Raw genomic sequence first — 13101 nt, 5'->3', positions numbered from 1 at the left:
GGTTCCGAGCGTCTTAGCCCTTGCCCTTGATCTGGGCGTTCCAGTGGGTGATCCAGGCGGTCTCGTTCTTGCCGATCACGTTCCAGTCGACGTTCATCGGCTTGAGGTCGAGCTTGGTCAGCCACTCGGGCTTCTCGGCGATGTCGACAGCGGGGATCTGGAAGTAGTCCTTGGCCAGGCTGGCCCGCAGCGAGTCGTCGAACAGGAACTCGAGGAACTTCTTCGCGCCCTCGCTGTTGCCGCCCTTGACCGCGGCCACGCCGTCGACGAGCACCGGCGCGCCGGAGGCCGGCATGACGTAGCCGAACGGCATCTTCTCGTTGGCCTGGAGCAGGATGTCCTGGAGGTTCCAGGCGCTCACCACGCCCTGCTCACGCGACATCTTCAGGTAGAGGTCGCTGGGGTTGGCCGCGTACTCGACGGTGTTGGCGTCGAGCTTGCGCAGCCAGTCGTAGCCGGGCTGCGGGTTGGACCCGTCGGCCGTGAAGCGCTGGATCATCGAGGCGTAGATCGAGCGCATGGTGCCGGAGGCGGCCACGTCCCGGATGATGATCTTGTCTTTCCACTTCGGGTCGACCAGGTCGTCCCAGTCCTTCGGCGCGGTCTCCGGGGTCAGCGCCTTGTTGTTGTACATGATGACCTCGGGCAGCAGGATCTCGCCGAACCAGCGGCCCTCGGCGTCCTTGTACCGCGCGTCGATCTTCGAGGCGAACGACGGCTGCCAGGACTCCAGCAGGCCCTCGGACGCGCCGGCGGCGAGGCCCTGCTGGGTGCCGCCCCACCAGACCGACGCCTGCGGGTTGGCCTTCTCGGCGCGGACCCGCTCCAGCACCTCCTGGGCGCCCATGTTGAGCACCTCGACCTTGCCCTTGTACTCGGGGTTCTTGGTCGTGAACTGCTCGACGACGTAGTCGGTGACCGACTTGTCGCGGGCACTGTAGATGACGACCTTCTCGGCCGACGCGGAGCCGGAGGAGCCGGTGTCCTTGTCGTCGTCGCTGCTGCCGCACGCGCTGACGGCCAGCAGCGCGCTGAACGCGACGGCCAGGGCCAAACGACGTTTCATTGGTACCTCCATTTTGCGGGGGAACTATCGGGAGCGGGGAAAGACGGTGTGCGATCCCGACCCGGGGCGCCGGCGGGTTCGCCGGTTCCCCGGGACGGGGTCGAAGGTCCGCGGATCGCGCCCGGACCGGGGCGCGCCGCATCGCGCCGCGACCGGTCGTCCGGGATACGGACGCGGTCGCCGCGACGGTGACGGTGACGGTGGGGTGGGTGTCGGGGTCGGGGGCGTCGGGGTCGTCGGGGGCCGGGGTCAGGTGGTGGTCAGGGAAGCGAGGGTCGGGGCACCGCGGCCGAGAGCGCGTAGCTGATGGCTCCGTGCAGCACGGCCTGGTCGCCGAGGGTGGCCCGGCGTACCTCGGTGGGAGCCGGCGTCCGGGCGGAGACGAGGGTCTGTAGCTGGTCGAGGGCCGCGTCGTCGAGTTCCGCCGCGGCGCCGCTGAGCAGCACCAGCCCCGGATCGACGACGCAGGCGCAGGAGAGGATGAGCCCGGCCCAGGCGCCGAGGACCTCGTCGAGGTACTCGCGGGCGGGCGCCGAGGTCGCGGCGAGCCCGCTCAGCTCCCGTACCGGTGACTCGGGCCGGCGGCCCGGGTTGAGCGCGACGACCCGCTCCGCGATGGCGTTGACCGACCACCGGGCCTCGAACTCGCCGACGCCGCTGTAGCGGCGCTCGGTCGCGCCGCCCAGCGGCAGGAAGCCGACCTCGCCGGCGGCTCCGCTGGCGCCGCGGCGGACCTTGCCGTCGAGCACGAGGCCGGCGCCGATGCCGTCGGCCACGTGGATCAGCAACAGGTTCGTCACGTCCGCGCCGGCGCCGGCCACGCACTCGCCGGCGGCCATGAGGTTGACGTCGTTGTCGACGACCACGGGTACGCCGAGCCGCCGTTGCACGGATTCGCCGATCGGCCACGCCTCGACCAGTCCGACCGACGGCGCGAGGCGTACCGCGCCGTTGCTGGACACGCCGGGCACCGCGATGGCGACGCCGCGGAGCGAGGGCAGGTTGTCGCCGACCAGGTCGAGGACGAACTCGCAGACGGTCTCCACCACGTTGGCGCCGAGCCGCGCGACGCGGTGCGCGATGACCGCGCCCTCACTGTCGGCGATCTCGCAGCTGATCCGGGGCGGCTCCAGCGACACCGCCGCGACGAGCTCGGCGCGGGGGTTGAACTCGAGCATCTCCCGGGGCCGGCCGGTGGTGGGCGCGCCGGGACCGCGTTCGATGAGGTAACCCTCGGCGACGAGTTCCCGCACGAGCGCGGTCACAGTCGCCGCCGAGAGGCCGGTCATCTCGGCCAGGTCCACGCGGGACAGCCGCCGGGCCTGCCGGGCGGCCAAGATCACCGAGAGACGCTTGATCTCACGGGACCGCTCACGGCTGACCGGACTGGTCGGGGCTTTGTCAGACACACTTTCTTCCTAGTGAGAAAAAATTCTGGCGTCAAGTAACGAGATGATCTCGGTCCGCCGACCAGGGAAAATTCTGCGGCCGACAAGCCGGTCGCGCCGGGGCCAGCCCGACATGTCGCGCAAAACCGAGCCCTGTGGTCCACATTGGGGTGCCAAACCTGGACAAAGACTGCCCGCACGTCACGGCCGACCTCCGGGTGATCGCCCTGAGCAGGGGCGATCGTTTATTCGGATAAGGAAGAAAGTCGTCCGGAGCTATTGACGACGCCTTCGCAAGATCCCTAGGTTACGGCCCGAAGGCCTTCCGGTGGACCGACGTCGCCACCGTGCGTACCGCTCACGCCGTGACGGTGCGCGAGCACCACCATCCCGTTGTCGAGCACCACGACCCCCGAGGACCTCACGGTCCTCTGTGGACAGCTGTCTGCAACACGGCCCGGCACGAGCCACCGTGTCAGCCGGCCCGTGCCGGGCCGACCGTCCCCAGCCGCAGCACTCTCGCTTCGAGACGAAGAGGTATGCCCATGAGATGGCGCACCAGCGCGGCGATCGCCATGTGCGGTCTGCTGTCGTTGGGCCTGGCCACTCCGGCCCAGGCCAACCCCCAGCAAGCATCACCGAAGCCCCAGGCCAAGAAGTCCGACAAGCCGGTCGACCTGGACATCATGTTCATCGGCGCCCACCCGGACGACGAGGCCGGCCAGCTCGGCATGCTCGGATACTGGAACGAGTATCACGGCATGAAGGCCGGCGTCATCACCACCACCCGCGGCGAGGGCGGCGGCAACGCCACCGGTCTCGAGGAGGGCCCGGAGCTCGGCATCCTGCGGGAGGCCGAGGAGCGCAAGGCCGTCGGCTGGGCCGGCGTCGAGCACATCTACAACCTGGACGCGCTGGACTTCTGGTACACCGCCAGCGCTCCCCTGACCGAGGAGGTCTGGGGCCACCAGGAGACGCTGTCCCGGATCGTGCGGGTCCTGCGGACCACCAAGCCCGAGGTCATCCTCACGATGAACCCCTCGGCCACGCAGGGCAACCACGGCAACCACCAGAAGGCGGCCATGCTGGCCGTGGAGGCCTTCTACGCGGCTGCCGACCCGAAGGCGTTCCCGGAGCAGATCAAGAAGGAGGGCCTCCAGCCCTGGCGGGCCTCCCGCATCTTCCAGACCGGCGGCAGCGGCACCACCGGCACCAACGGCCCCGCCTGCGAGACCACCTTCACGCCGGCCGAGGCCAGCAACGTCGTCTTCGGCACCTGGCAGGGCTACGAGTCGGCGCGCCACGACGGCAACCGGTGGAACACGGTCCAGACCTGGGCCCGCCGGGAGTACGTGTCGCAGGGCTGGGGCAACAGCTCCTTCCCGACGACCGACCCCGACGCCATCGGCTGCAACCGGCTGACGCTGATCGACACCCGCACGCCGTACCCGGACCCGAACGTGGGCGCCGGCACCGGTGCGCTCCAGGGCGCCACCCTGCGCGCCCAGGGCGGCCTGCCGCTGGGCACCGAGGTCCACGTGCGTCCGCGCACCTGGGAGGCCGTCGCGGGCCAGCCCATCAAGGTGGACACCGTCCTGTACGCCGAGAAGGCCGTCCCGGGGGCCAAGGTCACCCTGAACGTGCCGGCCGGCTGGACGGTCACCGGCAACGGCAACGTGGGCACGCTGACCCCGCGCAAGGAGGTCGTGAAGACCTTCACGGTCACCCCGCCCGCGCAGGTCGAGGTGGGCACCCGCTTCAAGATCGACGCCACGCTGACCAGCAAGAAGGACGGCAGCGGCACCAGCAGCGCCCGGGTTCAGGGCACCGCGCCGGTGCGCGGCACCCTGGAGCCGCTGGAGGAGATCGCCGACTTCCGCGCGTGGACCGTGCGGAACAAGACCCAGCAGCTCGACGCGCTCATCGAGTCCCTGCTGAACATCCCCAGCGGCGGCACCCGCAGCGTCAAGGTCAACCTGACCAACCACGGCACCCGGGTCGAGTCCGGCGCGGTCAAGCTGAACGTCCCCGCCGGTTTCTCGGTGGCCGAGCAGCAGGTGCCGTACAGCGGGCTCCGGCCGGGCGCCAGCACCTCGGTGACGTTCACAGTCACCAACACCGACACGTCGCTGCCGACGGCCAACCGGGCGCCGGACAACGGCGCCTACCGGGTGCAGATCGAGACCAGCTACACCGGCGGCAGCGCGAACGAGCCCGGTGCGTTCAACCTGGTCCCGGTCACCACGATCCCGAAGGCCGCCAGCGCGCCGACCGTCGACGGACACGCCCACGACAACGAGTACACCGGCGAGGTCATCGACATCTCCACCCGCTGGGAGGGCACCGCCGCCCCGGCGTCGGACATCTCCGGCACCGCCCAGCTGACCCACACCGACGACGCCCTGTACGCCGTCTTCACCATCACCGACGACGTGCTCGGCACCGTCCTGCCGCCGGAGGACTGCAAGCGTCCGCGGCGTAACGACAACATCGAGTTCGGCATCGACCCGCGCGGCAACTCGGCGAACACCTCCACGGTGTTCAACATGGCGCTCTTCCCGGCCACGAAGGACCCGGCCAACGGGAACCCGCCGTGCTTCGCCCGGGAGCGGGACAACCACCAGGGCGGCCCGGAGACCGCGCCTGGCGTGGAGATCGCCTCCGTGGTGACCAGCAGCCCCTACACGGGTTACCGGATTGAGGTCAAGATCCCGTTCAGCGTGCTGCCGGACGCCGTCGACCCGAACCGCATGGGCCTGAACATCCTGGTCAACGACTCGGACACGCAGGACCTGTCCGCGCAGACCCGGGTCGGCTGGTCGACCTGGAGCGGCGTACGGGCCGACCCGTGGCGCTGGGGCAACGCGACGCTGCCGGCCCTGGCGGCGAAGCCGTCGGCGCCGAAGGCTCCGATCATGCCGGACACCGCGGCGCAGAGCGTGGACTCGCCGCAGACCCTCCTGCAGTCCGTCTCGGACGGGGTAGCGCCGGGCGGTTACGCCAAGCTGCCGGACGGCACCGTGAAGATCAAGAAGGTCACCCGCACCGCGAGCAAGGTGTCCGTCCAGCTCCAGGTGAAGAAGGCGGGCACCGCCCGCGCCTTCCTCTGGGACGGCACCCGGGTCGTGGCGGAGACCACCGCCGCTCTGCGCAAGGACGGCACGCTCGTCCTGCCGCTGAGCGGGTCGCTCCCGGCCGGCACCTCGCTGCTCGTCTCGTACGAGCACGGCGGCGCCACCACCGCTCTGGCGAAGAAGATCTGCTGAGCGGACGTTGATCGCGTCGACCTGACGCACACGATGGGCCGGGCCGGCAGGCCCGGCCCATCGTGCCGTCCGCGTCACCCGGGTCGTGCCCCGCTCAGCGGGCCGGTGCCGGGACCGGTGGTGGCGGGTGACACCTCAGCCGGCCGGCGCCACCAGCGGCGCGACGCCAGCGCGGCCAGCCCGGCGCCGGCGGTGTTGAGCAGGACGTCGTCCACGGAGGAGACGCGGTCCAGCCGCAGGACGTACTGCGCGACCTCGACCAGGACCGAGCAGCCGGCCGCGAGCGCCAGGATCCGCGGCACCGACGCCAGCGCCGCGAACCGCAGCGGGCCGAGGAACCCGAGCGCCGCGAACACCAGCAGGTTGCCGACGATCTGGACCGTCACCGTCAGCGGCCCGCTCGCGAGGACGGTGAGCAGGTCCCGAAGCGGCACCAGGCTCACCCGGCCGGGAACCACGCCGGCCCCGTCCCCCGGCAGCATGATCATCCAGACCCACGGCACGGTCCCGTAGACGATGCCCACCTCGGCCAGCGACCTCCGCCACGCCGGCCCCGCCCCGCCGCGCCGTCGGGCCAGGACCCACACCGCGAGCGCAGCCGCCGGCAACGCGGCCACGGTGAGGAGCACGACCCCGTTGATCGTGCCGAACCAGCCGTGCCATCCCTCGATCACGCCGCCTCCACCCGTCCCGCCCCGGATCCGCCGCGCCCGCACCGGGCCCGTGCGGTCCGCTCAGGGTGCCACGCCCGCGCCGACAGGTGACCCCGGCCCGGACATCGCGTATGCGGAGCCCGCGCTTCCTGCCACCGGATTCGCATTCCGCCGCCCGGCCGGTCCCAATCCCTGCCGATCCGCTGATTTACCGGCCGGCATTTCGGCGCGACCCGAAGGGCGCGGCCGTTCCGTCCTCACCGGCGTTCCGCGCTCGCCCATTCCACCACCGAGGCGCAGCCTCCGTCCGGGGCGACAGTGGCGTTCCCGCAGATGAACCCTGGTCGGACGGGCGGAAATTGCACGTCGGCATTCGCCGTACCGGTGGGTGAAGAAAGACTCGCCTAACCAAGGTTAGCCTTATCTTCGTCGTTCGGTATTCGGCGTGGAAACGGCTCCTTCCGGCCGCCAACCCCGCATTCCGTTGTTAAGGTGAGCATGATCCTCACTGACGGCCGACGGGTTTGAGGACCGGCCGCACGGCAAATACCAGATGGCATTCGAGCACCACGAGGCCGGCCGTTCGCTTCCGCCGGCCCGCATGACTTGGAGGCACCATGAAGACCCTGTTGCAGTCTCCGCCGGTACGTGAATGCGCCGCCACCGCGTGCAGCTTCAACGACAACGGCTGCCACGCTCCCGCGATCACCGTGGCGGCGTCCGCCGACGCGGCCTCCTGCGCGACGTTCGTCGAGTCGTCGCTCAGCGGCGGGATCGCGGAGGTCACCGGCGCGGTGGGCGCGTGCGCGCGGGCCGAGTGCGTGTTCAACACCAACCTGGCCTGCACCGCCGAGTCGATCACCGTCGGTCCGGGCGCCACTGTCAGCGACTGCCTCACCTACCAGCCCGCCTGACAGAACCGGACACCACGCTCGTACGGGTTACGACGGTCACCGTCGTGACCCGTACGGCATGCGCGGCACCCGACCCGCCGTTGCAGAGGTAAGCCTTACCTACTACCGTCTGACCTGGGCCGACTTCACCCCTTCCCGGCCGAGGAGACAGACATGGCGTTGCACCCCGCCGGGCGCCCGGCCCCGCCGGCCGGCGTCGTTCCGGTCGCAGGGTCGTCGGCGGGCGGTACGGGCACCTCCTCCACGCCCCGCGACGCCGTCGCCGCCCGGTGCGTGCTGACCGCTGCCTCCTCGCTGCGGCTCACGCTCGGCGACACCACCGCCGACCTCATCTCCGCCCACGCCGTCCTCCCCGACGGCACGATCGTCCTGGCGGTCGACGCGATGAGCCGCACCGGCGGCATGCTGGTCGCCGCGCGCGGCCACAGCGGCGCGGTACGCCTCGACGTGACCCACCTAGCCCCGGTCGCCGTGCGCTCCCGGGTGCGGTCCCGGCTGCGGATCCTCGGCACGGCCCGCCGGTTCGACCCGGCCGTCCTCGACGCCTGCGACCCGGCCACCGTGATGTCGCTGCTCGACCTGCCCCCGGTGGCGCTGTGGGCCGTCGAGCCGGACGAGGTCGTCCTCGACCGGGCCGCCGATCCCGTCGCGGTGGACCTCGGCGCGTACCGCGCGGCCCGGCCGGATCCGATCGCCGTCGACGAGGCCGCCCACCTCGCGCACCTGACGCGCTGCCACCGCGACGTCCTCGACCGGCTCGGCACGCTCGTCGACCCCACAGTCACAGCCGGTTCGGCGCGCGTCGTCCCGGTCGCGCTCGACGCCGAGGGCATCGTGCTGCGGGCGGAGCGGCCGGACGGTCACGCCGACACCCGGTTGTCCTTCGCCCGCCCGGTCACCGCCGGTTCCGGCCTGGCCGAGGCGCTGCGTACGCTGCTCGCCTAGCCTGCCGCGCCGATCTTGGAAGCCGGACGACAGCGGCGGCGACGACGGGGCCCGCCCGGTGGAGGGATGCGCGTCCGGCGAGCCTCACTTCCTCCGGACACCCTGGCCTGGCATCTGCCTGATCGGCGACTTGCACGCTGATTAGACAGATGTCAACCTAGGGACATGTCGAAGCAGCAGGCGCCGATCCCACTCGTCGACCTCAGCGCCGACGCGCCGTGCTGCCCCCCGCTGGCGCAGCGCCGGGTTCCCGCCGAGACGGCCGCGGTGCTCGCGCCCGCGTTCAAGGCCCTCGGCGATCCGGTACGGCTGCAGCTGATGTCGATGATCGCCTCCGCCGAAGGCGGCGAGGTGTGCGTGTGCGACCTGACGCCGGCGTTCGACCTGACCGGGCCGACGATCTCCCACCATCTCAAGACGTTGCGCGAGGCGGGCCTGGTGGACGCCGAGCGGCGGGGCACCTGGGTCTACTACCGCGCGCGGCCGCAGATCCTGCGCCGGCTCGCCGGCCTGCTGTCGATCGAGCCGACCGCCGCGGCGCAGCGGTAGGCCGCCGTACCGCACGGCGCCCTGGGCTTCCGCACAGCGATCCGGCCGATGCCGACTTGACGGCTCCGAGGTTACTCAGCAACAATTGAGTCAATGGAAACTGAGCTTGCTTCTCTGCCCGAGCGCGCCCGGATCCACGCCGCGCTGGGCGATCCGGCCCGCCTGGCCATCGTGGACGCGCTCACCCTGGGCGACGCCTCCCCCGGGGAGATCGCCCACGCCCTCGACATGCCGACGAACCTGGTCGCCCACCACGTCAAGGTCCTCACCGACGCGGGCCTCGTCGTCCGGGGCCGGTCGGAGGGCGATCGGCGGCGCACCTACCTGCGACTCCAGCCGGCCGCCCTCTCCGCTCTCGCGCCGCCACCGCTGGCGGGTGTGCATCGGGTCGTCTTCGTATGCACCCACAACTCCGCCCGCTCGCAGCTGGCCGCGGCGCTGTGGAAGCGACGCACCGACGGCGACGCCGCGTCCGCCGGCACCAGACCGGCGCCGCGGGTCCATCCCCGCGCGGTCGCCGTGGCCCACCGCCACGCCCTCGACCTCGACCCGACCGGCACCGCACACGTCGACGACGTCGTCCGAGACGACGACCTGATCGTCGCCGTCTGCGACAACGCCCACGAGGAGCTCACCGGGCCGATCCGCCCCCGCCTGCACTGGTCCGTGCCGGACCCGGTCCGCGTCGACACCGACGAGGCGTTCGAGGCGGCCTACGCCGACCTCGCCGACCGCGTCGACCGCCTCGCCCCCGCCGCCACGTCGGGAGACACCCGATGACCGGCACCAGCGCCCGCATCCACCAGGAGATCGGGGTACGCGTCGGCACCGACAACCCACGGGAGTGCCCATGAGCACCGCCACCAGAGCCGACCACGCCCCACCGGTGGTGGCACGCCTGTCGCGCCTCGACCGGTTCCTGCCGCTCTGGATCGGCCTGGCCATGGTCGCCGGTCTGCTGCTCGGCCGGATCGTTCCCGGCCTGGACGACGCTCTCGACGCCGTCGAGGTCGGTGGCATCTCCCTGCCCATCGCTCTCGGCCTGCTGATCATGATGTATCCGGTACTGGCCAAGGTCCGCTACGACCGCCTCGACACCGTCACCGGTGACCGGCGTCTCCTGGTCTCGTCGCTGGTCCTTAACTGGATCGTCGGTCCCGCCGTCATGTTCGCCCTGGCCTGGGTCTTCCTGGCCGACCAGCCGGAGTACCGCACCGGTCTGATCATCGTCGGCCTGGCCCGCTGCATCGCGATGGTCATCATCTGGAACGACCTGGCCTGCGGCGACCGGGAGGCGGCGGCGGTCCTCGTCGCCGTCAACTCGGTGTTCCAGGTCCTCGCCTTCGGCCTGCTCGGCTGGTTCTACCTGTCGGTGCTGCCGGGCTGGCTGGGCCTGGACGGCGCCGCGCTGGAGGTCTCCGGCTGGGACATCGCCGGCAACGTGCTCGTCTTCCTCGGCATCCCACTGCTCGCCGGCTACCTCTCCCGCCGCGTCGGCGAACGCGCCAAGGGTCGCGACTGGTACGAGCAGCGGTTCCTGCCCAGGGTCGGACCCGTCGCACTGTACGGACTGCTGTTCACCATCGTCGTCCTGTTCGCCCTGCAGGGCGAGGCCATCACCGACCGGCCGGCCGACGTGGCCCGCATCGCTCTGCCGCTGCTGGCCTACTTCGCCCTCATGTGGGCCGGCTCCTACCTGCTCGGCCGGGCCATCGGCCTGAACTACGAACGCACCACCACCCTGGCGTTCACCGCAGCGGGCAACAACTTCGAACTGGCCATCGCGGTCGCGATCGGCACCTTCGGGATCGCCTCCGGTCAGGCCCTGGCCGGCGTCGTCGGCCCGCTGATCGAGGTCCCGGTCCTCGTCGGCCTGGTCTACGTGTCGCTGTGGGCCCGCGCCCGCCTGTTCCCCACGCCGGGAGCCCGGCCATGAGATGCCTCGACTGCGCCGCGGCACGCCGCGCGGCAATCACCGGAATCATGGAGACCCGATGAGCGACAAGCCCAGCGTCCTGTTCGTCTGCGTGCACAACGCCGGCCGTTCCCAGATGGCCGCCGGCTGGCTGCGCCACCTCGCCGGCGACACCGTCGAGGTCCGCTCCGCCGGCAGCGCACCCGCCGAGACCGTCAACCCCGCCGCCGTACAGGCCATGGCCGAGGTCGGCATCGACATCACCGACCAGACCCCCAGGCTCCTCCGGTACGAGACGGCGGAGTCCTCGGACGTCATCGTCACCATGGGCTGCGGTGACGCCTGCCCCGTCTTCCCCGGCAAGCGGTACGAGGACTGGAAGCTCGAAGACCCCGCGGGCAAGGGCCTCGACGCGGTACGCCCCATCCGGGACGAGATCCGCACCCGGGTGGAACGACTGCTCGCCGAACTGCACCCCACCGCCTGACCGGATGATCCGGTCCTGGTTGCCCGGGCAGGTGGCCGCCATTGGTGCAACGATGCAAGCGTGGGAACTGCGAAAACTGCCACCCCTGCCATCTCGCCACTTGCCGGCGAGCCGATCAAGCGTGCCGATGCCGAGCGGCTCGCGGGAGTCCTGAAGGCGTTCGCCGACCCGGCCCGGCTGCGCCTGCTCAGCCTGATCCAGTCCGCTCCGGAGGGCGAGGCGTCAGTCAGCGACCTCACCGCGCCGCTCGGTCTCTCCCAGCCGACCGTCAGCCATCACCTCCGGATCCTCACCGAGGCCGGCCTGCTCGAGCGGGAGAAGCGGGGTGTGTGGGCGTACTACCGCCTGGTGCCGTCCGCGATCTCGGCGATCGCCGAGTCGTTGACCCCGCCTCGTAAACGGCCGACGAAGAAGGTCCGCTGAGCAGAGGACTGCCGGGCTGCCGCGCGCACCCCCCGGCCTGACCGGGTCGCGCCCCGGGGCGTCAGCCGGCCACCGGGAAGTTGGACCGGACGAGGCCGTCCGGGTCGTGGCGGCGCTTGACCGCCCGGAGCCGGGTCAGGACGGCGGGGGTGAACGCGTCGGCCACCGTCTCGTCCGGGTTGAGGAAGGTCACCGGCTTGCGCCCGCTGACCGGCAGGGCGGCGGCCAGGGCCCGCTGCCGCGCCGTGACCGCCGCCGGGTCGGTGGCGACGCCGAACAGGTAGAGCGCGTACGGCTCGGTGAGCGGGCCGTGCGGGCTGTCGGAGTACCGGGCGAGGGCGCCGCCCAGGTGCCGGAGCTGGACGCTGAGCAGCGGGGCGATCGGGTCGGCCAGCAGCGCCCCGGCCGCGTCGTCGTCGAGGCGGGTCAGCAGTTCGGCGCGGGAGATGCCGGGGCTGGGGGCGGTGGGTTCAGCCGTGATGCCGCCGAGTTCGGTGACCGGCATGATCCGCCTGCTGTCGGAAATCGGCGCGGGCAACCGGTCCAGCGGTGCGAGCAGGTCCCGCGCCCCGGTCCCGTCGCCGAGATAGGTGACGTCGAGGGCCACCATCGGGTCGGCGCCGGGGAGGTGCAGCAGGTCCATCCAGACGGTCAGCTCCTCGGGCGCGGTGGCGGTGATCCGCCGGAACGCCCGCAGCACGTCCGGCGCGTGCGCCGCCGCCCACATCATGCGTCCGCCGTACAGCTCCGGCGCGGGGTGCAGCGCGAGTTCGAGCGCGGTGACGATCACGAAGTCTCCGCCGCCGCCGCGCAGCGCCCAGAACAGGTCGGGGTCGGTCTCGGCGGTGACGCGCCGGTACCGCGCCTCGGCGTCCACGACGTCGAACGCGGTGACCGTGTCGGACACCCAGCCGTACGCGCGGCCGAACCAGCTCAGCCCGCCGCCGAGCGCCACCCCGGTCACGCTGACCACGGGGGAGCTGCCGGGCAGCCCGGTGAGCCCGTACGGCGCGGCGGCGGCCTGGAGCCGGCCGGACGGCACACCCGCGCCGACCCGGGCCCGGCGGGCAGCCGGGTCGATCTCCACGGTGTCCAGGCGGCCGGTCCGCAGCAGGATCGCGCCGTCGGCGCGGCCGGTGGCACCGTGCCCGTTGGGCTGCACGGCGATGCTCAGTCCGGCCGGGCGGGCGAACCGGACGAGCGCGGCGACGTCGTCCGCGTCGGCAGCCTCGACCACCGCCGCCGGTGACTGCGCGACGGCCAGGTTCCAGGCCCGGCCGGCCACCTCGAACCCCTCGTCCCCCGGCAGCAGGACCCGGCCCCGGACGGTGGAGCGCAGCGGGTGCGGGGCGTTCATGATCGTGTCCATGAGCCCACACTAGGGTCGGAAAAGACCCGGACTAAGGGACGTCTCGTAACTGGGTGAAGGCGTTGCGTGGGATGGGGCCGGTGGTCAGCCGGCGAGGATGATGTTGTGGAGGTTGGCGATGCCGGA

At 71.7% G+C, this 13101-nt stretch carries 12 protein-coding genes; 8 read left to right on the top strand and 4 right to left on the bottom strand.

Going from position 1 to position 13101, the window contains the following annotated elements:
* Positions 1-13: 13 nt before the first annotated feature.
* Positions 14-1066, bottom strand: coding sequence for an extracellular solute-binding protein (locus tag FB455_RS11895; protein ID WP_013286936.1), 1053 nt, complete (start codon positions 1064-1066; stop codon positions 14-16).
* Between the two features lie 260 nt (positions 1067-1326).
* On the bottom strand, positions 1327-2475 hold the full coding sequence (locus FB455_RS11890; protein ID WP_145753368.1) for an ROK family transcriptional regulator: 1149 nt from the start codon (positions 2473-2475) through the stop codon (positions 1327-1329).
* A gap of 524 nt (positions 2476-2999) precedes the next feature.
* Between FB455_RS11890 and FB455_RS11885 the strand changes: the two genes are divergently transcribed.
* Entirely contained in the window at positions 3000-5720 is a 2721-nt protein-coding gene (locus tag FB455_RS11885) for a sugar-binding protein (protein ID WP_013286938.1), read from the top strand.
* 74 nt (positions 5721-5794) lie between these two features.
* On the opposite strand, the gene FB455_RS11880 is transcribed toward FB455_RS11885, so the two are convergent.
* Complete coding sequence (locus tag FB455_RS11880; RefSeq protein ID WP_013286939.1) at positions 5795-6394, bottom strand: VanZ family protein; 600 nt, start codon at positions 6392-6394, stop codon at positions 5795-5797.
* Positions 6395-6990: 596 nt separating this feature from the next.
* On the opposite strand from FB455_RS11880, the gene FB455_RS11875 reads away from it, so the two are divergent.
* From FB455_RS11875 to FB455_RS11845, 7 genes are all read left to right on the top strand, one after another.
* The gene (locus FB455_RS11875; protein WP_013286940.1) at positions 6991-7287 is read left to right on the top strand and encodes a DUF1540 domain-containing protein; all 297 of its coding nucleotides are present in this window, start codon (positions 6991-6993) and stop codon (positions 7285-7287) included.
* Positions 7288-7440: 153 nt separating this feature from the next.
* Positions 7441-8232: a DUF2470 domain-containing protein gene (locus FB455_RS11870; RefSeq protein ID WP_145753366.1), complete on the top strand. Its 792-nt coding sequence runs from the start codon at positions 7441-7443 to the stop codon at positions 8230-8232.
* A gap of 165 nt (positions 8233-8397) precedes the next feature.
* Positions 8398-8781, top strand: a complete 384-nt coding sequence (locus tag FB455_RS11865; protein WP_013476373.1) for an ArsR/SmtB family transcription factor — start codon at positions 8398-8400, stop codon at positions 8779-8781.
* 93 nt (positions 8782-8874) lie between these two features.
* Positions 8875-9561 (top strand): arsenate reductase/protein-tyrosine-phosphatase family protein, encoded by a 687-nt coding sequence (locus tag FB455_RS11860; protein ID WP_013476372.1) that lies wholly within the window; start codon positions 8875-8877, stop codon positions 9559-9561.
* A gap of 70 nt (positions 9562-9631) precedes the next feature.
* Positions 9632-10717: an ACR3 family arsenite efflux transporter gene (gene arsB / locus FB455_RS11855; protein WP_145753364.1), complete on the top strand. Its 1086-nt coding sequence runs from the start codon at positions 9632-9634 to the stop codon at positions 10715-10717.
* A gap of 58 nt (positions 10718-10775) precedes the next feature.
* Complete coding sequence (locus tag FB455_RS11850) at positions 10776-11183, top strand: arsenate reductase ArsC (RefSeq protein ID WP_013286945.1); 408 nt, start codon at positions 10776-10778, stop codon at positions 11181-11183.
* Positions 11184-11243: 60 nt separating this feature from the next.
* Positions 11244-11606: an ArsR/SmtB family transcription factor gene (locus tag FB455_RS11845; protein WP_013286946.1), complete on the top strand. Its 363-nt coding sequence runs from the start codon at positions 11244-11246 to the stop codon at positions 11604-11606.
* A 61-nt stretch (positions 11607-11667) separates the two neighbouring features.
* Here the strand turns inward: FB455_RS11845 and FB455_RS11840 are convergent, their stop codons facing one another.
* Positions 11668-12975, bottom strand: coding sequence for an FAD-binding oxidoreductase (locus FB455_RS11840; RefSeq protein WP_357087630.1), 1308 nt, complete (start codon positions 12973-12975; stop codon positions 11668-11670).
* Positions 12976-13101 lie beyond the last annotated feature (126 nt).

Source organism: Micromonospora sp. CNZ296, assembly GCF_007827635.1.
The sequence above is the reverse complement of the archived record's forward strand: the minus strand, read 5'-3'. Positions and strand labels throughout refer to the sequence as shown.